We start from the raw sequence: 18,919 nt of genomic DNA, 5'->3' as shown, positions 1-18,919 counted from the left end.
TGCTATGTCGTAATTTGTTGATAAGTCGATATTCCTTGTCGAATCGTCGATATATTGAAATAATCGCTGATATATTCGGAGTTATCATCGATATATTTGAAAAATCGCTGATATATTTAGTCAGAAACCCACCTGGGTATCTCGGCTAACCCCACCCCAAGCCCAACTCACACAATAAAAAAGCGCCCTGCACAGCAGGGCGCTTTCTTTATATATTATCCAGTTCCAGCGGCTAGAATGTTCGGTGGCTTCACTTCTTCCTATGAGGCAAAAAGCGCCTCTACGTCAGAAGCTCCATCCCCCTCACATTCTGGACGAGCCGCCTCCACTTTAAATATTAACCAATAGAACCTTCCATCTCAAACTTGATTAGGCGGTTCATTTCAACTGCGTATTCCATTGGAAGTTCGCGAGTGAATGGCTCGATGAAGCCCATTACGATCATTTCTGTAGCTTCTTGCTCAGAAATACCGCGGCTCATTAGGTAGAATAATTGTTCTTCTGATACTTTTGATACTTTCGCTTCGTGCTCAAGTGAAACGTAATCGTTTTTGATTTCGTTGTAAGGAATTGTATCAGATGTAGATTGGTTATCCATGATTAACGTGTCACACTCGATGTTAGAGCGAGAGTTTTTCGCTTTTGGTCCGAAGTGTACGATACCACGGTAAGTTACTTTACCACCATGCTTCGCAATCGATTTAGAAACGATTGTTGAAGACGTGTTTGGTGCTAAGTGAATCATTTTCGCACCAGCATCTTGGTGTTGGCCTTTACCAGCAATTGCGATAGATAATGTTAAACCACGAGCGCCTTCGCCTTTTAAGATAACTGCTGGGTATTTCATCGTTAATTTAGATCCGATGTTACCGTCAATCCATTCCATCGTTGCGTTTTCTTCACAAACCGCACGTTTTGTAACTAGGTTGTATACGTTGTTCGCCCAGTTTTGGATTGTTGTATAACGGCAATATGCATCTTTCTTAATGATGATTTCTACTACCGCACTGTGAAGTGAGTTAGTTGTATAAACAGGTGCTGTACAACCTTCTACGTAGTGTACGTGTGCGCCTTCGTCTACGATGATAAGCGTACGCTCGAACTGTCCCATATTTTCAGAGTTAATACGGAAATACGCTTGAAGTGGTGTATCAACTTTCACACCTTTTGGAACGTAGATGAATGATCCACCAGACCAAACTGCAGAGTTTAATGCAGAGAATTTGTTGTCTGTTGGTGGGATTACTTTTCCGAAATGCTCACGGAAAATATCTTCGTTCTCTTTTAATGCGCTATCTGTATCTTTGAAGACGATTCCTAGAGCTTCTAGGTCTTCTTTCATGTTGTGGTATACAACTTCAGATTCGTACTGTGCAGATACACCAGCTAAATATTTTTGCTCAGCTTCTGGAATACCTAATTTATCAAATGTTGCTTTAATTTCATCAGGTACTTCATCCCAAGACTTCTCAGATTTCTCAGATGGTTTTACGTAGTACGTAATTTCATCGAAATCTAAGTCGTTTAAGTCGCCGCCCCATTGTGGCATTGGCATTTCGTAGAACTTATCCAGTGATTTTAAACGGAAGTCTAACATCCACTGTGGTTCTTCTTTCATACGTGAAATCTCTTCAACGATCTCTTTTGTTAAACCGCGTCCAGCACGGAAAATCGAAACGTCTTTGTCTTTGAAACCATATTTATAATCGCCGATATCTGGCAGTTGCTTCGCCATGTTGGTGTGTCCCTCCTTAGATAACCTCGTTTTTAGGAACCTTTAACATTACTTATCTTCGTTTAAGCCCTTTTCTAACGCTTTCCACGCTAATGTTGCACATTTAATACGTGCAGGGAACTTGCATACGCCTTGTAATGCTTCAATATCTCCTAAATCGATGCTGTCATCGTACTCTTTTCCTAGCATCATGTCAGAGAAAATTTTAGAAAGCTGAAGTGCCTCTTCAATTTTCTTACCTTTTACTGCTTGTGTCATCATTGAAGCTGAAGACATTGAGATAGAACATCCTTCTCCTTCAAACTTCGCTTCTTGCACAATACCTTCTTCTACTTTCATCGTAAGTTGAATACGATCGCCGCAAGTTGGATTGTTCAAGTTCACTGTAACACTATCTTCTAACACGCCATGGTTACGAGGATTTTTGTAATGATCCATAATAACTTGACGATATAACGTATCTAAATTATTAAATGACATTTGTGAAATACTCCTTTGTCTTGATTAGCGATTCAACAAATGTATCAATTTCTTCTTTTGTATTATATAAATAGAAGCTCGCACGTGCTGTTGAAGAAGCTTTCAGCCACTTCATAAGCGGTTGTGCACAGTGGTGTCCTGCGCGAACCGCAATACCTTCTACATCTAATACTGTCGCTACATCGTGAGGATGTACGTCTTCAATATTAAATGTAACAAGACCAGCGCGATGCTTTGGACCATAAATTGTAACGCCATCTACTTCTGATAGTCTTTCTAAAGCGTATTGCGCTAATTCATGCTCATGCTTTTCAATATTATCAAGACCGATTTCTTCTAGGAAATCAATTGCCGCACCAAGTCCGATTGCATTACCGATAATCGGTGTACCTGCTTCAAACTTCCACGGAAGCTCTTTCCAAGTAGATTCTTGTAAATCTACGAAATCAATCATTTCACCGCCAAATTCAATTGGCTCCATATTGTTTAGCAATTCTTTCTTACCATATAATACGCCGATACCTGTAGGTCCACACATCTTATGAGCAGATAATGCGTAGAAATCACAATTTAAATCTTGTACATCCACTTTCATATGGGGTGTACTTTGTGCACCGTCAACGACCATAATTGCCCCATTTTCGTGTGCAATTGCTCCGATTTCCTTTACAGGGTTAATCGTTCCAAGTACGTTAGAAACATACATGATAGAAACGATTTTTGTATTCGGTGTAATTGTTTGACGAGCATCTTCTATTGAAATTGTCCCATCTGGTTGAAGCAGAAGATATTTCAAAGTTGCACCAGTTTTCTTCGCAACTTGCTGCCACGGAATGATGTTACTATGGTGCTCCATGTAAGAAATAACGATTTCATCGCCTTCTTTTACATTTTCAAGACCATAGCTAGCCGCTACTGTATTTAATGCAGTTGTCGTTCCGCGCGTGAAAATAATCTCTTCCATTGATTTCGCATTAATAAACTTGCGAACTTTCTCGCGTGCACCTTCATACGCATCGGTAGCTTTCGTACCGAGCGTATGAACACCGCGATGCACGTTAGAGTTATATTCTTTATAGTAACGTTCTAACGTTTCAATGACTTGAATTGGTTTTTGAGAAGTTGCTGCACTATCGAAATAAACAAGTTGTTTGCCGTTCACTTTTTGATCAAGAATTGGAAACTGTTTGCGTATTTCATGAATATTCATTAGCGAACTTTCCTTTCAATTACCTCAACAAGCTGTGCTTTTACTCCTTCAATTGGAAGCTCATTCACTACAGGTGCTAAGAATCCATGGATGACTAAACGTTCTGCTTCGCGTTTTGGAATACCACGGCTCATCAAGTAGTATAGTTGGACTGGGTCTACGCGACCTACTGAAGCTGCGTGACCTGCCATTACATCATCTTCGTCGATTAAAAGAATTGGGTTTGCATCACCGCGAGCTTTTTCATCTAACATAAGAACGCGAGAAGATTGTTGTGCATTTGATTTAGATGCACCGTGTTCAATCTTACCAATTCCGTTAAAGATAGATGTTGCGCTATCTTTTTGTACACCGTGTTTTAAAATCCAACCTTCAGAGTGTTTACCGAAGTGAACAACTTTAGTTGTAAAGTTTTGTGTTTGGTTACCACGGCCAATTGTTACTGTTTTCGTATCAGCATATGAACCGTCGCCCATTAAGTTCGTAACGTTCTCTGAAATTGTGTTTCCGTCGTTCATAAGGCCTAGAGCCCAATCAATACGGCCGTCGCGTCCTACAACCCCGCGGCGGTTAACGTAAGTTGTTACGTCTTTTGCTAATAGATCAACCGCACCGAATTTCACTTGTGCGCCTTGTTCCACGATTACTTCTGCTACGATATTTGCAATACCTTTAACATTTTCATTTGCAACGTAGTTTTCTACATAAGTTGCAGTACTGTTCGCATCAGCTACGAATAATACGTGGTTATATACGTTAGCTTCTTCGCCGTCTACTAAGAATACAGCTTGAAGTGGAGTTTCAAGAACAACGTTTTTCGGAACATATACGAATGCACCGCCGTTGATTAATGCAGCATGAAGTGCAGTTAGACGATGCTCGTCTACCTTCACGCCGTCTTTCATTAAGTACTTTTGTACTAGTTCAGCATGCTCAGTTGCAGCTGTTACGATGTCTGTGAAAATAACACCTTTTTCTTTTGCTTCGTCTGCTAAAGAAACGAATGCAGTTGTACCAGTACGTTGCACTAATACACTGTTATTTTCATCGATTAAGTTTTTCACTGCTTCTGGAAGCTCTGTTAAAGAACTTACAGGCTCTTGCTTAGCAGCGTCGCCTTTTCCGATAAAGTCCCATTTTTCAATTTTCGTTTTATCAGGCGTTGGCATTGGAAGTTCAGTTGCTTGTGCAAGAGCTTGTAAGCGGAACTCAGTCAACCAAGCTGCTTCGTTTACTTCGCTTGCGCGTTGACGGATTGTTTCTTGATCGAAAGGTAATGTACCGATTGTCATGTTTATGCTCCTCTCTTACGCTTCTTGCTCTGTTGTTTCGTCTTCAATACCTAATTCTTTTTTAATCCAGTCGTAACCTTCAGCTTCTAGACGTTGTGCAAGCTCAGGTCCACCAGATTTAACGATACGACCGTTCATCATAACGTGAACGAAGTCTGGAGTGATGTAGTTTAATAAACGTTGGTAATGCGTAATCATTAGGCAACCGAACTCTTCGCCGCGCATTTCGTTAATACCTTTAGATACAACTTTTAATGCATCGATATCAAGACCTGAGTCAATTTCGTCTAAGATTGCGATTTTTGGCTCAATCATCATTAATTGAAGAATTTCGTTACGTTTTTTCTCACCGCCAGAGAAACCTTCGTTTAAGTAACGTTGTGCCATTTCTGGATCCATTTCTAGGAATTCCATGTTTTTATCTAATTTACGGATAAATTTCATAAGAGAAATTTCATCGCCTTCTTCACGACGTGCGTTAATTGCAGAACGTAAGAAGTCAGCGTTTGTTACTCCGCTAATTTCACTTGGATATTGCATTGCTAGGAATAGACCTGCTTGTGCGCGCTCGTCTACTTCCATTTCTAATACATCTTCACCGTCGATGATGATGCTACCTTCTGTTACTTCATACTTTGGGTGACCCATAATTGCAGAAGATAAAGTTGATTTACCTGTTCCGTTAGGTCCCATAATTGCGTGGATTTCTCCACCCTTTACTTCAAGGTTTACACCTTTTAAAATTTCTTTGCCATCAATTGATACGTGTAAGTCTTTAACCGTTAATGTAGAACCAGCCATCTCAATACCTCCATTAATCCTATATATACATTTTAAAAATTCCTAAAACGTTCATATTCTCATTTTATTCTCATTCTAATTTTATATCAAATAAAATGATATCGCAAACGATGAAAAAAAGTAACAATTTTTTCACAAATGTATATAAGTATTTCACTTGCATCCTTATATGATACACCTTTCTTCTTATTTATATAAAGAAAAAAGGACTGGTAAATTTCCAGCCCTTTCCTTATATTTATTCACTTACCGGAAGTACAGCACCTTTATATTCTTTATTAATAAAATCTTGAATTTCTTTTGAATGCAGTACTTCTACTAGCTCCTTAATTTCTTTTTTCTTCTCGTCACCTTTACGAACTGCAATAATATTTGCATACGGAGAGTCTGATCCTTCAATCGCAATCGCATCCTTTGTTGGATTTAATTTTGCGTCAATTGCATAGTTTGAATTAATAAATAATGCATCACCTTCATTATTTTCATATAACTTCGGTGAAAGACCAGGCTCTACATCTGTTTTAAACTTTAAGTTTTTCGGATTTTCTACAACATCTTTTACTGTTGCTTTCACAACATCTACTCCGTCTTTTAGTTTAATAACGCCGCCTTTTTGTAACAGTGCTAGCATACGGCCACGCTCTGCTACGTTATTACTCATAATCACTGTCCCGCCATCTGGTAAGTCTTTTAAGCTTTTATATTTCTTCGAATAAATACCCATTGGCTCTAAATGAATTTTTCCCGCGTTTACAATTTTATATCCTTTTTCTTGGATTTCTTTATCTAAATAAGGAATGTGTTGGAAGTAGTTCGCATCAATTTCCTTATCCGCTAACGCTTTATTTGGCAACACATAATCTTGGAATTTTTTAATTTCTAATTTAATACCCTTTTTCTCTAATATTGGCTGTGCCTTTTCTAAAATAACAGCGTGCGGCACGTTAGAAGCTCCCACAACAAGCTTATTCTCCTCTTTTCCTCCGCAAGCAGCTAATGTAAATACAGACAGCGCTGTAACAACTGACAATAGAATCTTTTTCATATGATGTCCCCTTCTCCCGTATAATTATGTAGTTATAAAAAAGGCTGGCATACACCAGCCCTTTTACAGCAATTATTCTTTTACAGGAACAACTGCCCCTTTATATTCTTTATTAATGAAGTCTTCAATTTCTTTAGAATGTAATACTTCTACAAGAGCTTTAATCTCTTTCTTATCTTTATCCCCTTTACGAACAGCTACTACGTTTGCGTATGGTGAATCATTACTTTCAATTGCAATTGCATCTTTTTCTGGGTTTAACTTCGCATCAATTGCATAGTTCGAGTTAATTAAAACCGCGTCGCCTTCTTTATTGTTATACACTTGTGGTAATAAAGCAGGCTCAATATCCGTTTTAAATTTTAAGTTTTTCGGATTATCCGCGATATCTTTTGGAGTTGCTTTAACTGGATCTACCCCATCTTTAATTTTTAAAATGCCTTCTTTTTGTAAAATTGCTAAACCACGTCCATGATCAGCAACAGAATTACTCATAATAATTGTTGCTCCGTTTGGAAGCTCTTTTAAGCTTTTATATTTTTGAGAGTATACACCAATTGGCTCTAAATGAATTTTTCCTGCTACTTCAAAATCATATTTTTTATCTTTCATTTCTTTTTCTAAATATGGAATGTGTTGGAAATAGTTTGCGTCTAAATCCTTATCTGCTAACGATTTATTTGGCAACACGTAATCTTGGAATTTTTTCACTTCTAATTCAATTCCTTTTTTCTCAAGTAACGGTTTTGCCTTTTCTAAAATTTCAGCGTGCGGTACGTTAGAAGCACCAACAACAAGTTTCTTTTCATCTTTATCTTTGCCGCCACAAGCAGCTAACCCAAAAATAGAAGTTGAAATCAGTGCTGTAAGTAATAACTTTTTCATTTGAAACATCCTCCCGTTTTTTATTATCGTTTATCTATTCGAGTCGTTACACTATCACCAATCCATTGAATGAAAAATACAACTAGTAATACACAAATTGTCGCAACGATTGTTACGTCGTTATTTCCTCGTTGGAATCCTTCTAAATAAGCAAGTGTTCCAAGGCCACCAGCACCAACAACTCCCGCCATTGCTGTATAGCCTACTAAAGCAATTGTCGTAACCGTAATACCAGATACTAATGCTGGTAACGATTCTGGAATCAATACTTTTAAAATAATTGTACTTGTTTTTGCTCCCATCGCTTTTGAAGCTTCAATTACACCTTTATCAATTTCGCGAAGTGCAATTTCAACCATTCTTGCGTAAAACGGTGCCGCTCCAATAATTAAAGCTGGAAGTGCAGCGCTCGCTCCAAGAATTGTTCCAAGCAAAATCTTTGTAAATGGGATTAATAAAATGATTAAAATAATGAACGGTATCGAGCGGAAAATGTTTACGAACGCTCCAATCGCCGTATTAACCGCTTTGTTTTCCCATAAATTATCTTTCGCTGTCATAAAGAGTAACAATCCTAAAATGAGTCCTAAAATAAATGTGGCAAGAGCTGCGATTGCCGTCATATATAACGTTTCACCAGTTGCTTCTAACATTTGATTCCAATCAACATTCGTGAGTAACTTATCCATGTGCAATCACCTCCAGCTCTACTTGATCTTGATGTATTCCCTCTATTGCTTGCTGAATCGCTGTTTCCTCACCATTTAAATGAACAACTAAACTACCGTAAGAGCCGTTATTCGTTTGTGCAATATTTCCTTGCAAAATGCTAACTTCTATATCACTGCGCTGCATTAACCTTTGAAGTACTGGTCTTTCTACCGCTTCACCGATAAACTGCAAACGAATTACTTTTCCATCTGGATATTTTTCAATTAAACTTTCAATCGTTTCATTTGTATCTTCAGAATCCGTTAACTGCTGTACAAATCGTTTCGTAATGTCTTGCTGTGGATTACGGAATACATCAAGTACTGGACCTGTTTCTACAATCTTTCCTTTCTCCATTACCGCAACGCGATTACAAATCTTTCGAATTACGTGCATCTCATGTGTAATAAGTACAATTGTTAAGCCGAGACGTTTATTAATATCTAATAGTAAATCTAAAATTTGATCTGTCGTTTCTGGATCAAGAGCTGACGTTGCTTCATCACATAAAAGTACTTGTGGGTTATTAGCTAACGCTCTTGCAATTCCAACACGTTGCTTTTGTCCTCCGCTCAGCTGAGATGGATACGCGTCTCCTCTTCCTTCTAATCCAACAAGATGAATTAACTCATCCACGCGTTTCCTTCTCTTCGCCTTATCAACACCTGCAATTTCAAGTGGAAACTCAATATTTTCACGTACAGTTCGTGACCAAAGTAAGTTGAAGTGTTGAAAAATCATTCCGATCTCTTGTCTTGCCTTACGAAGTTCGCTTCCTGTAATCGCTGAAATGACGCGATTTGCAATTGTAATTTGACCTGAAGTTGGTTTCTCCAACTGATTGAATAATCGAATTAAAGAACTTTTTCCAGCGCCACTATATCCGATAACACCAAATATTTCACCTTTCTCTATTTTTAAATTGGCATTATCTACAGCAGTGACATCACCGCTTTTTGCTTTATATATTTTCTTTACATTCTCTAATAGAATCATGGTGTATCACCCCTTTTTTTAATAAAAAGCGTAAGCGGCTCGCTTAGAACAAGAGGGCGTTGGAATCCCAGACGTAGAGGCGCTTTTTGCCTCATAGGAAGGGATGAAACGACCGACTGTTCTAGCCGCTGGAGCTAGATTTTTGATCGACTCCGCAATTTTTTATTTTTGATGCGTGTAGTCCACCGTTCTCATTACTTTTATTATTTGAATGTCCTCCACATTCAAACAACAAAAAAACCTTTCCGCTTTAGAGAAGCAGAAAGGTTTATATGCGTATATAACAACATTATCCCTCTCTCTCATCTCTCAAAGCATTTGCTTTGCAGGAATTGGCACCATTTCAACATAAGTTGACGGTTGCCGGGCTTCACAGGGCACAGTCCCTCCACCTCTCTTGATAAGAGAAATCAGATTACATTTTCGTCTGATTTGTAATTTATGAAATTGTCTATATTTTATGAATTGAATTGTATCAATATCCACACACCATGTCAACAGAAATTTTCGCAAAAAACGAAACTTCAGAATTTTAAGCACCTACTGACATCGGTTTACATATATGAAACATCGATTCAATTAATAACATCGTTCGATACGTTCCCGAATATTGTATACGTCCATCGTTCATTAACGTTTGCAATCGTACATTGCCATTCACCAATTGTTTTACATCTTCTTCATCTACACAAACGATTTGCTCCGTTCCTCTTTCCTCATGTAGCAACTCTATATAATCTTTTGAAATTTGTAACGAACAACTTTCATCCCCAAAGCGGAAATTAACAGTTTTTTCTCCTTGTCTTAAAAGCGGCTCTAAATGATATTGACCATTAGCGTAATTTACAAATGACTGAAGCAAAGAATATAATTTCACTTTAAATCACATCCTTCATATCACTTTCTATTACACATACCATTCCCTCTTACTAAAGAGCAATCCTGTTACTTTCGCTCGACAAATACTGTAACCACCCTGCATCTCGACATATTTCCCAAGAAATATGTCGAGGCGGCAAAAACTTTGCCGCCTACTTTAATTCCGTATATAAATATTCAACCGAATGAAATGCATATATCTTCTTCATGAGTGTCCCATTTTCAAAAACAAGTAAACAAGGTACACTTTCAATCCCATACTCTTTCGCGAAATGCGGGGCATAATTTAAATCTAACATCCCAATTTTCAAATCTTCAATTGTCATCTCAACGACTGTTAACATCTTTTTTGCTAATTGGCATGTTCCACACATTGGAGTATATACATATAACACTGTTTTTTCTTCGTTCTCTATTAGGGCTGTAGCTTCGGCTCCTGTCCAATCAATCACTTCTATCATTCCTTACCGTAAATATTCTGTATAAACGTCAATGTCAGCTCCCCATAATACATTTGCTAAGTGTGAAGATGGCGCTGTTGCCACTTCCCGGTACGAGCGATCAATATAAATATGCTCTGCTTGCGGAAATTCTTTTCGAAACTGTTTCCTTAACTTTTCTCCAGCATCATCAGCATCCACTAGCACATACACTTCCTTATCAAAAAACTGATCAACGAGCTCATCCATTTTCGACAAACCAATTGTACCATTTGTACAAACAATTTCCACCGGTTCCCGAATAATAGATTCAATCTTTCTTCTATCTGATGTACCTTCTACAATAATGACTTTTTCTACATAAATCATATGTCATCACCCGATCACCATATACTATACAACCTTTAACTTAGTATATAGTATATTCGTTATTTTCATGTTGTTTCCTGTTTATTTTTGCAAAAGAAAAGCGCAAGCGGCTCGTTCAGAACAGGAGGACATTGGAACTCCTGAACTAGAGGCGCCTTTTGCCTCAAGTGAAGGAGTGAAATGACCGACTGTTCTAGCCGCTGGAGCTGGATCATAATAAAAAGCGCAAACGGCTCGTTTAGATTGTGAGGGGGATGGAGCTTCTGACGCAAAGGCGATTTTTGCCTTGCAGGAAGAAGTGAAGCCACCGAACAATCTAGCCGTTGGAGCTAGACAATAAAGAAAAGCGGAACCGACTGTTTAGCCCTGTTGGCTAAGGTTCTTTCGCACAGAAGACGCTTTTTGTCTTCTCGTGCAGAAGGTTCTTAGACATGAAGGGCTAGGAAGCGCAAGCGGCTCGTTCAGAACAGGAGGACACCCGAACTCCTGAACTAGAGGCGCCTTTTGCCTTGCAGGAAGAAGCGCAGCCACCGAACAATCTAGCCACTGGAGCTAGACAATAAAAAAACAAAAAAATTTTTTCAAAAAACGTTCTTCCACACGATAATTAGTATATGATTCTACGTTCATTATTTTACATAAAATAAAAAAGGACAGCACAAAGGCTGTCCTTCAGTCGACTATAATTAGTCTTGGTTTGTCATTTCTGCATATTTTTCAGCAGTTAATAACTTCTCAACTTGGCTTGCATCAGAAAGTTCAACTTTAACCATCCATGCACCCTCGTATGGAGATTCGTTAACAAGTTCTGGTTGGTCACTTAATTCTTCGTTTACTGCTACAACTTTACCGCTTACAGGTGCGTATAATTCAGAAACTGTTTTAACAGATTCTACGCTTCCGAATGGCTCGTCAGCTTCGATTGTTGCACCTACTTCTGGAAGTTCAACGAATACGATATCGCCTAGCTCACTTTGTGCAAAGTGAGTAATACCGATAACAACTTCATTACCTTCAGTTTTTACCCATTCGTGTTCTTCAGAGTAACGTAAATTATTTGGAATGCTCATGACTGTACCTCCAGTGAATGTATTAATTATGTAAAAATACCTTATTGGTACTTTTTCCACACACTTTCAAACTGCTCTTCGTTAAAACCAAGTGTTACCTTCGTTCCATCTGTTACAATTGGACGTTTAATCAACATGCCATCAGATGCTAAAAGCTCGTACATTTCGTCTTCACTTGCATCTTTTAACTTATCTTTCAGACCAAGTTCACGGTAACGCATTCCACTTGTATTAAAGAATTTTTTTAATGGTAATTCACTTTTTTCATGTAAATTACGTAAATCTTCTTTTGATGGTGGATTTTCAACAATATGAATCATCTCATATGCTACATCGTTTGCCTCAAACCATTTCTTTGCTTTTTGACATGTGCCACACTTTGGATATGAATAAAATGTTACTGTCATAAATTCACCTACTTTTTTACTAACCTTTACCTTTATCATATAGAAAACGTTTTATTATTTCAAACGATTATTCGCTAAACTTTTACTTATTTCGTGATAATTTTTAATAATCCTGCAAATTTTTCTTATTTTTCCGCCATTTGTTAAGAAAAAATAAATATATATTTTTTTAGATTTTTCTCTCATTCTGTATCGAACATATATGTTAAACAAACGTTTGATTAACTCCCTATTTTTCTTTGTTCACTCTTTTAGCTACATCGTTTTCTTTCTACCGAACATATATGTTAAACAAACGTTTGATTAAATTCCTATTTTCCCTTGTTCACCCTTTAGCTACATCAATTTCTTCCTACCGAACATACATCTTAAACAAACGTTTGATTAAAAATAAAAAAGGGCCTTTTTCAGGCTCCTTCATCATCGACTTAAATAATCTGCAATTGTTTGAAATACAACGATATACATATTATGAATACTTTCTTCTGTATTTCCGCCATTAGATAAACCAACTGCCCATTGTTGTCCTTCACCACTTCTGATATTTGCAAACCCTTGCGTATACATCGCATTTACATCTTTTCGGGCACTGTTATATTCTATCCCTTTTGTAATAAAAATCGAATATGATTTATCTTGTAAACCGATAAAAAATACTGGTTTCTTTAGTGATGAAAATACATTTTTATATTGCTCTGTTGAGGCTTCTTGAAAGTGATCTTTCATTATTAGAAAACCATCTACTTCCTTAGATTTCTTTTCCAGTTCCTCTAACTTTATTTCCTCAAACTTTACATTCCTAAACGTATCTTTCGGTTTTTCTCCAACAACTCCAATTACGAGTGCTCTTCCGTTATATTCTAATTTCTCTCCTTCTTTATCCTTTGCACACCCAGCACTCGCTAGGCATATGAATATAAAAACTAAGAAATACGATAAACGCTTCATTCAGCACCCTCCCCTTCTTTTCAGTCAAGTGACAAAAACGTAAGGTTCATTCAAGAAAATGTAAGCAAAATCGATAGCCCAAATTACGTTTCTATATTATAATCAATTGAATTTACTTACATTACTAAACATAGGAGATTATCATGAAGAAATTTAAACTTTCATCTTTTCTTCCGTTAAGTTATATACTTCTACTCGTACTCGTAAGTCCCCTTTACGATGTATTAAATAAATCGACTGTACACGCAGTAGATGTCACAACTGTAGTAGATGATTGGATTCCATTTGTGAAAGCATTTATTATTCCTTATTTAATTTGGTTTCCTTACTTATACGGCGCACTTATTTATTACTGCTTTGCAGATCGAAAACAATATTATGTCACTTTAAGTAGTATCATTCTTGGAAAACTTGCTTGTTTTTCCATTTATTACTTTTGGCAGACAACTGTACCACGTCCAACAGTCGTTGGAACAGACGTATTTTCCGAATTAGTCCGCTATATTTATAGTATCGATCAACCAGTAAATTGTTTCCCTAGCATTCATGTTCTTACTACATTTGTCATTATGCTAGCTGCCTTTAAACGTAGAGAACAGCATGCTTTTGAATATTACATTCTTACCTTCTTCGGTACGCTTATTATTTTATCAACACTATTTACGAAGCAACATGCATTTGTAGACGCCATTTCTGGAATGACTCTTGCAAGCATACTCTACTTCGGCGTTCAGCTTTTATTAGCAAAAGAAACCGTACGTGTTCCAGTAAAACAAAATCATAAAATGTAAAAAGCAGACTGTGGCTTCTCAGTCTGCTTTTCTCTATATAAAAGGAGATTTTTAAGTTAAGATTGCGGTACAGTCATATCACCAGAGTGAATACGACCTGCTTTTTTAAGAGCAATGTAAAGTATATAAGAAACAGCTACTGGAATGACGATATAAGTGATTACCATCGCTGGGACAACTTCCCATCCTTCGCTGGAAATTAAATTAATTGGTGCGATAAGAGAACTTAATCCAAGACCTGCAATTTCTTTTCCTGCTTCCAGTTGGAAAATTAATGCGGATACTGGACCAACTATTGCACTGGCGACGACAGTTGGGACGAGAATCATTGGATTTTTAGTAATATTTGGCAACTGTACTTTCGGAGTACAAAGTGCTTGAGCTAATATGCCACCTAAATTATTTTCTTTCGCTGAGATGACAGAGAATCCGATAAACTGAGCAACGCAGCCTGCAAGAGCAGCACCACCTGCAACACCGTCTAAGCTAAGTGCGATCGCTAACGCAGCTGATGAAGCTGGTGAGATAAGTAATAGTCCCCAAACGACTGCAATGACGATAGAAGCGATAAACGGGCTACCAGCTGAACTATCTTTAATGAATGCTCCAACTGCATTTAAAACAGGAGTAATATTATGAGATAACCAAATGCCGACTAAACCAGAACCTAATATTGCCGCAAATGGAACGAGCATCATATCTAACGCAGTTTTTCCACTTAAACGTTTACCAATATATACAGCTAAAGTCGCTGTTAATAATGCACCGATTGGCTCACCTGTTTTAATAATTAGACCTGCTTCAGTAATTGAAATGGATCCGGCACCAATTGCTCCAGCTACCATAGCTGAGAAGATTACAAGACCGTTCGCACCAAGCATAAAAGCAATTCCGGCACCAATTGCTGGTGCCATAAGTGATTTTGCAACAACTCCGATTGTAATAAGCAACGGAATATCAACAATTCTTCCTATATTTTCGATTAGTAAACCAATTCCAAGGGATACGAAAATACCTTGTGCGATTCCAGCTGATGCTTTAAATACACGAGACATTATATATTCCTTCATTTGTTTCACCTTCTCCTATAAGTTAGTAGCCAATTGTCTTCATATAATCACGTAAAATATCGTTTGATTTTGCGAATCGAGATTCTTCATCCTCTGTTAAATTTAGTTCTACAATTTCTCTTATACCATCTCTAGTAATAATAGCTGGTACTCCTGTACAAATATCATATTCACCATACTCACCATCTAAAATGGCTGATACAGCAATTACACGGTGATCATCGTTAAAGATTGAGTTTGCAATATATGCTAGAGAATTTCCGATTCCGTAATAAGTAGTACCTTTTCGTTTATAAATTTCCCATCCGGCTTTTGCAGTCTTCTCAACGATTTCATCTAAATCTATTTCACCAAATCGTTCTTTTTGTTCTTCTAATATTTGCAGAATTGGTTTTCCACCAACAGTTACGTGTGACCAAGCAACCATTTGAGAATCACCATGTTCTCCTAATGAATACCCATGAATACTACGAGGATCTACATGTAACATTTCAGATAAAATTGTTCGTAAGCGAGAAGAATCTAGTGATGTACCAGTACCGATCACACGATTTCTAGGTAATCCAGATAATTTCCACACTTGATATGTAATAATATCAACTGGGTTTGATGCAAGTAAGAAAATACCATCAAATCCACTTTCCATTACGCCGCCAACAACACTTTCCATAATCTTCGCACTCGCTCCTAAAGTATCTAAGCGACTTTGTCCTGGTTTTGGTGCTGGTCCTGCTGTAATAATAACGATGTCCATATCTTTGCAGTCTTCATAGCTTCCTGCATATACTTTTGTTCTTGTATTTGTAAAGTTAATGCAGTGTGATAAATCCATTGCTTCCCCAACTGCACGTTCATGATTTATATCAATTAATAATAGCTCTTCGCAAATGCCTTGATTCACAATGGAATATGCACAACTTGATCCAACTAATCCAGTACCGATAATTGCAATTTTTCTTGTATGTCTTTTCATAGCAATCTCTCCTAATTGATCATATAATCTATTTCTTTTGTTCCTTACACTCCTAATTATAGAGGTTCCCACGATAGAAACCATGGATACTTTGTGAAATATTGAGCAAAGTTTTGTCCTTTTTGTGAATTGTTATATTCCATTTTCGTCATATTTGTTACAACTGGAAAAATATTTATTATGTATTTATTGACATATACAAAAAGAAAACGAGCGAATAGATTCGCTCGTTTTCTTTTTCCTGTTATTCCGCACTTAATTGGCTTTTTAATTGTTGTACAATCATCGGATTTGCAGGTGCTGCCGGTTTGTAATAACTCTTTTGCTTTGCGTACTCATACATATTACGTTGGCGCATTTCATCTTGATTACGAATTTGAATTAACGTTTGGTGTAACTGTTCATTATCAGACTGAGCAATATAATTTGCATAACTTGTTAAACTTGCATTTAATCCTGCTAAATAATCATTTACCATATCTTTTTCATTCATCTTTCGCTTCCTCCTATCCTAAGAAAGTCATTAATTGTTGTTTCGTATTTCGTGCATCTTGCGCATCTTTTTGTAGCATTTGTTTCAGTTGTGGATCTGTACATGTCTGTGCATACTGCTCCAACTTGTTAATAATTGTTGCGTGTCCACCAATTAAATGACGTAAGTTTTCTACTTCAAGCTCTGTTAAATTTTGCATAGAATACTCCTACCTTTCTTTATTCGTTCACTGTTAGTATTTAGCTATTTTTTGATTGTATACATAAATTAACTTTTTCACGTGCATACAAAATAAAAGATGAATAGCTAAGCCATTCATCTTTTATACTGGTTATGTATTTATTTTTATAGAGATACAATCATACTTATACTCACAAGTAAGTTCCATACAATATGTAAAATAATACTAGGTATAATAGATTGTGTCTTTTTGTATAACATTGCAAATACCATTCCCATAATCGTTGCCGTAATTAGAAGACCTCCATGAAGAATTCCAAAAACGAAGGAAGAAATCATGATACTAACTAAAAAATTATATCTCTTTTCTAAAAATCGATATAAAATACCTCGAAATAGAATTTCTTCTTTAACCGGTGTAATGATAGCAATACTTAACACATATATAATACTTTGTATGCTATTTTGAAGCCCTAAACTCCCTAATTGTTCCTTTTGTTCTACTGCACTTTCAAAACTAAATACATGTAACATTAAATATTGTGATACTGCAATGATAATAAAACCAATTAATAGATATAAATATGTCTTCCCACTCTTCAAAACGGATAAATCCCAAATAGATTTAATAAAATGAAGAACCGGTTTATAAGCTAATAAAACGATAGCAACAACAGCTGCATCGAATAAGAGTAAATAATATCCTTCTAATTTAGTACTTAATGCTTCTTCTCCATAAATCCCAAAGGCTAAACCAAGAAATAATCCTCCTAGGAGTGAAATCCCTATAATCATCGCTATCATTACAAATAGATTTTTATATGTTATATTCTCGATTTTTCTTTCCACACTATACGCTTCTAACACTGTTTTACTCACAGTATCCCTCCAGTTATTCTCATTTATCTCATTAAAATCCTTTAATTTAAATATAAAGATAATATAACAAAATTTACAAAAAGAATAATATGCAATTTTACATATTATGAAAACTTTATATTTTATAGTTTTAGGAATAGGATTGCTATGCAATAATTATTATATGAAATTTCCAAAAACACTTTCTATCCACCGTAACCCTCGCATCATATAAAACTTATTAGTTAAAGGAGCAATGAACATGAAAACTCACGACTTCCTGACAGAAATCCAGAAGGGCTCTGAGCCTAGTCCATATCAAGATCCTATTGCATTCAGTTTCGTTTGCTTTTTCTTAGCCATATACACCTTTTTCAAACCTGCTAAATAATATCCTTTAACAAGAAAGAGCCTCTAAACCACTAGAGGCTCTTTCTCATCTAATATCTTCTTTTCAAAATTACGATAGTTAAAGCATAAGAACAAAGTACTCCTGCTAATAAAAATGCATTTGCTAATTTATACTGTTTGCCTGTTAACGAATATAGATTCCCAATTAAAAAGATAACTAACCCCACCTGCCATTCTTTTGGACTCATATGCACTAAAAAACCTTAGAATCACTTCTAAGGTTTCCGGCTATCCATATTCAAGACACTATACTGATAAGTAACGAAAGAATTAATAATATAACTACCAATCCGCCGGTCACTCGTGCTATAAACTTCTTTTGTGCGCCCGCACTTGAAACGATAAAACGGAAGTATAATATACCTCCTATCGCAATAAGAATACATTCCAATATGATACTAATAGCCGGTAATCTCCACAATCCAAAACCAAGCATAGGTAAATCCCCGTAATTGCCCGGAAGTAACGGCAAATCAGCACGGTGCACAAGTAAATCTAAAATCCAATGACTAAAAACTACAGCCTCTATAACAAAACCACTCCGCTTTCCCCAAAACCTTTTCCCCACTATTCCTGCAACAAAAGCAATAAACAGTGCTCCTATTAAAGAATGTGTGTAATCCGCATGAATGATTGCCTCACCATAACTATTCCTATTAATAGGTTCAATTGTCTCTACTTCTAAAATATACAGCGGCAAAAAAATGATATCCAACAATTGTGAGCTTACCATAAGAGCCCAAAGTGGTAGTTTAGGTGATTTGACTTTTACTACTGCCGCTAAGCCAAAATGTCCTGCAAACATTTCACTTCACATCCTTTTGTCATTGTCCCTCCAGCAAATCAAAGCCTACTATATAAAAAGCATGCTCAGC

Annotated in this window: 22 protein-coding genes and 1 riboswitch; of the genes, 1 reads left to right on the top strand and 21 read right to left on the bottom strand. The window is 36.7% G+C overall.

Annotated elements, in window-relative coordinates:
* Positions 1-337: 337 nt before the first annotated feature.
* From sufB to QCI73_RS02515, 15 genes are all read right to left on the bottom strand, one after another.
* The gene (gene sufB, locus QCI73_RS02585; RefSeq protein WP_001118827.1) at positions 338-1,735 is read right to left on the bottom strand and encodes a Fe-S cluster assembly protein SufB; all 1,398 of its coding nucleotides are present in this window, start codon (positions 1,733-1,735) and stop codon (positions 338-340) included.
* Positions 1,736-1,783: 48 nt separating this feature from the next.
* A complete protein-coding gene (gene sufU, locus QCI73_RS02580; RefSeq protein WP_000009523.1) occupies positions 1,784-2,215 on the bottom strand; it encodes a Fe-S cluster assembly sulfur transfer protein SufU in 432 nt (143 codons plus the stop codon).
* Entirely contained in the window at positions 2,205-3,425 is a 1,221-nt protein-coding gene (gene sufS / locus QCI73_RS02575) for a cysteine desulfurase SufS (protein WP_353822456.1), read from the bottom strand. Before sufS ends, sufU begins: the two co-directional genes overlap by 11 nt.
* Positions 3,425-4,717, bottom strand: coding sequence for a Fe-S cluster assembly protein SufD (sufD, locus tag QCI73_RS02570; protein ID WP_070807091.1), 1,293 nt, complete (start codon positions 4,715-4,717; stop codon positions 3,425-3,427). Before sufD ends, sufS begins: the two co-directional genes overlap by 1 nt.
* 15 nt (positions 4,718-4,732) lie before the next feature.
* Positions 4,733-5,518, bottom strand: a complete 786-nt coding sequence (sufC, locus tag QCI73_RS02565) for a Fe-S cluster assembly ATPase SufC (RefSeq protein WP_000929158.1) — start codon at positions 5,516-5,518, stop codon at positions 4,733-4,735.
* A gap of 238 nt (positions 5,519-5,756) precedes the next feature.
* Complete coding sequence (gene metQ, locus QCI73_RS02560) at positions 5,757-6,563, bottom strand: methionine ABC transporter substrate-binding lipoprotein MetQ (RefSeq protein WP_000722401.1); 807 nt, start codon at positions 6,561-6,563, stop codon at positions 5,757-5,759.
* Between the two features lie 72 nt (positions 6,564-6,635).
* On the bottom strand, positions 6,636-7,448 hold the full coding sequence (metQ, locus tag QCI73_RS02555) for a methionine ABC transporter substrate-binding lipoprotein MetQ (protein WP_353822455.1): 813 nt from the start codon (positions 7,446-7,448) through the stop codon (positions 6,636-6,638).
* Positions 7,449-7,471: 23 nt separating this feature from the next.
* Positions 7,472-8,137, bottom strand: coding sequence for a methionine ABC transporter permease (locus tag QCI73_RS02550; RefSeq protein ID WP_353822454.1), 666 nt, complete (start codon positions 8,135-8,137; stop codon positions 7,472-7,474).
* A complete protein-coding gene (locus tag QCI73_RS02545) occupies positions 8,130-9,155 on the bottom strand; it encodes a methionine ABC transporter ATP-binding protein (RefSeq protein WP_000601776.1) in 1,026 nt (341 codons plus the stop codon). Before QCI73_RS02545 ends, QCI73_RS02550 begins: the two co-directional genes overlap by 8 nt.
* Positions 9,156-9,454: 299 nt before the next feature.
* A riboswitch (SAM riboswitch) is annotated at positions 9,455-9,562 on the bottom strand.
* A gap of 125 nt (positions 9,563-9,687) precedes the next feature.
* The gene (locus tag QCI73_RS02540) at positions 9,688-10,032 is read right to left on the bottom strand and encodes a hypothetical protein (protein WP_000781212.1); all 345 of its coding nucleotides are present in this window, start codon (positions 10,030-10,032) and stop codon (positions 9,688-9,690) included.
* 154 nt (positions 10,033-10,186) lie between these two features.
* On the bottom strand, positions 10,187-10,495 hold the full coding sequence (locus QCI73_RS02535) for a thioredoxin family protein (RefSeq protein ID WP_001998544.1): 309 nt from the start codon (positions 10,493-10,495) through the stop codon (positions 10,187-10,189).
* Between the two features lie 3 nt (positions 10,496-10,498).
* Positions 10,499-10,843: a toprim domain-containing protein gene (locus QCI73_RS02530; protein WP_000640869.1), complete on the bottom strand. Its 345-nt coding sequence runs from the start codon at positions 10,841-10,843 to the stop codon at positions 10,499-10,501.
* Between the two features lie 686 nt (positions 10,844-11,529).
* Positions 11,530-11,913: a glycine cleavage system protein GcvH gene (gene gcvH / locus QCI73_RS02525; protein ID WP_000026900.1), complete on the bottom strand. Its 384-nt coding sequence runs from the start codon at positions 11,911-11,913 to the stop codon at positions 11,530-11,532.
* Between the two features lie 41 nt (positions 11,914-11,954).
* Positions 11,955-12,320, bottom strand: a complete 366-nt coding sequence (locus tag QCI73_RS02520) for an arsenate reductase family protein (protein WP_000218967.1) — start codon at positions 12,318-12,320, stop codon at positions 11,955-11,957.
* 420 nt (positions 12,321-12,740) lie between these two features.
* Entirely contained in the window at positions 12,741-13,268 is a 528-nt protein-coding gene (locus tag QCI73_RS02515) for a hypothetical protein (RefSeq protein ID WP_353822453.1), read from the bottom strand.
* Positions 13,269-13,411: 143 nt separating this feature from the next.
* On the opposite strand from QCI73_RS02515, the gene QCI73_RS02510 reads away from it, so the two are divergent.
* Positions 13,412-14,059, top strand: a complete 648-nt coding sequence (locus QCI73_RS02510; protein WP_000713755.1) for a phosphatase PAP2 family protein — start codon at positions 13,412-13,414, stop codon at positions 14,057-14,059.
* A 56-nt stretch (positions 14,060-14,115) separates the two neighbouring features.
* Here the strand turns inward: QCI73_RS02510 and QCI73_RS02505 are convergent, their stop codons facing one another.
* From QCI73_RS02505 to QCI73_RS02480, 6 genes are all read right to left on the bottom strand, one after another.
* Positions 14,116-15,129, bottom strand: coding sequence for a PTS sugar transporter subunit IIC (locus QCI73_RS02505; RefSeq protein WP_000666170.1), 1,014 nt, complete (start codon positions 15,127-15,129; stop codon positions 14,116-14,118).
* A 22-nt stretch (positions 15,130-15,151) separates the two neighbouring features.
* Positions 15,152-16,102: an L-lactate dehydrogenase gene (locus QCI73_RS02500; RefSeq protein ID WP_000820657.1), complete on the bottom strand. Its 951-nt coding sequence runs from the start codon at positions 16,100-16,102 to the stop codon at positions 15,152-15,154.
* Positions 16,103-16,346: 244 nt separating this feature from the next.
* The gene (locus QCI73_RS02495) at positions 16,347-16,595 is read right to left on the bottom strand and encodes a spore coat protein (RefSeq protein WP_001002987.1); all 249 of its coding nucleotides are present in this window, start codon (positions 16,593-16,595) and stop codon (positions 16,347-16,349) included.
* A gap of 13 nt (positions 16,596-16,608) precedes the next feature.
* Positions 16,609-16,794: a hypothetical protein gene (locus QCI73_RS02490; protein ID WP_001180555.1), complete on the bottom strand. Its 186-nt coding sequence runs from the start codon at positions 16,792-16,794 to the stop codon at positions 16,609-16,611.
* 146 nt (positions 16,795-16,940) lie between these two features.
* On the bottom strand, positions 16,941-17,654 hold the full coding sequence (locus QCI73_RS02485; protein ID WP_353822452.1) for a CPBP family intramembrane glutamic endopeptidase: 714 nt from the start codon (positions 17,652-17,654) through the stop codon (positions 16,941-16,943).
* 628 nt (positions 17,655-18,282) lie between these two features.
* Positions 18,283-18,849 (bottom strand): permease, encoded by a 567-nt coding sequence (locus QCI73_RS02480; protein WP_353822451.1) that lies wholly within the window; start codon positions 18,847-18,849, stop codon positions 18,283-18,285.
* Between the last annotated feature and the right edge of the window lie 70 nt (positions 18,850-18,919).

It is taken from the genome of Bacillus cereus group sp. MG16 (genome assembly GCF_040459875.1).
GTDB lineage: Bacteria > Bacillota > Bacilli > Bacillales > Bacillaceae_G > Bacillus_A > Bacillus_A paranthracis.
Note: the sequence above shows the minus strand (reverse complement) of the source record. Positions and strands in the feature narration are given on the sequence as shown.

Bases quoted from the DNA above. Each gene is read 5' to 3' on its own strand.
- sufB (WP_001118827.1), bottom strand. From the start codon at position 1,735: ATGGCGAAGCAACTGCCAGATATCGGCGATTATAAATATGGTTTCAAA.
- sufU (WP_000009523.1), bottom strand. From the start codon at position 2,215: ATGTCATTTAATAATTTAGATACGTTATATCGTCAAGTTATTATGGAT.
- sufS (WP_353822456.1), bottom strand. From the start codon at position 3,425: ATGAATATTCATGAAATACGCAAACAGTTTCCAATTCTTGATCAAAAA.
- sufD (WP_070807091.1), bottom strand. From the start codon at position 4,717: ATGACAATCGGTACATTACCTTTCGATCAAGAAACAATCCGTCAACGC.
- sufC (WP_000929158.1), bottom strand. From the start codon at position 5,518: ATGGCTGGTTCTACATTAACGGTTAAAGACTTACACGTATCAATTGAT.
- metQ (WP_000722401.1), bottom strand. From the start codon at position 6,563: ATGAAAAAGATTCTATTGTCAGTTGTTACAGCGCTGTCTGTATTTACA.
- metQ (WP_353822455.1), bottom strand. From the start codon at position 7,448: ATGAAAAAGTTATTACTTACAGCACTGATTTCAACTTCTATTTTTGGG.
- QCI73_RS02550 (WP_353822454.1), bottom strand. From the start codon at position 8,137: ATGGATAAGTTACTCACGAATGTTGATTGGAATCAAATGTTAGAAGCA.
- QCI73_RS02545 (WP_000601776.1), bottom strand. From the start codon at position 9,155: ATGATTCTATTAGAGAATGTAAAGAAAATATATAAAGCAAAAAGCGGT.
- QCI73_RS02535 (WP_001998544.1), bottom strand. From the start codon at position 10,495: ATGATAGAAGTGATTGATTGGACAGGAGCCGAAGCTACAGCCCTAATA.
- QCI73_RS02530 (WP_000640869.1), bottom strand. From the start codon at position 10,843: ATGATTTATGTAGAAAAAGTCATTATTGTAGAAGGTACATCAGATAGA.
- gcvH (WP_000026900.1), bottom strand. From the start codon at position 11,913: ATGAGCATTCCAAATAATTTACGTTACTCTGAAGAACACGAATGGGTA.
- QCI73_RS02520 (WP_000218967.1), bottom strand. From the start codon at position 12,320: ATGACAGTAACATTTTATTCATATCCAAAGTGTGGCACATGTCAAAAA.
- QCI73_RS02515 (WP_353822453.1), bottom strand. From the start codon at position 13,268: ATGAAGCGTTTATCGTATTTCTTAGTTTTTATATTCATATGCCTAGCG.
- QCI73_RS02510 (WP_000713755.1), top strand. From the start codon at position 13,412: ATGAAGAAATTTAAACTTTCATCTTTTCTTCCGTTAAGTTATATACTT.
- QCI73_RS02505 (WP_000666170.1), bottom strand. From the start codon at position 15,129: ATGAAGGAATATATAATGTCTCGTGTATTTAAAGCATCAGCTGGAATC.
- QCI73_RS02500 (WP_000820657.1), bottom strand. From the start codon at position 16,102: ATGAAAAGACATACAAGAAAAATTGCAATTATCGGTACTGGATTAGTT.
- QCI73_RS02495 (WP_001002987.1), bottom strand. From the start codon at position 16,595: ATGAATGAAAAAGATATGGTAAATGATTATTTAGCAGGATTAAATGCA.
- QCI73_RS02490 (WP_001180555.1), bottom strand. From the start codon at position 16,794: ATGCAAAATTTAACAGAGCTTGAAGTAGAAAACTTACGTCATTTAATT.
- QCI73_RS02480 (WP_353822451.1), bottom strand. From the start codon at position 18,849: ATGTTTGCAGGACATTTTGGCTTAGCGGCAGTAGTAAAAGTCAAATCA.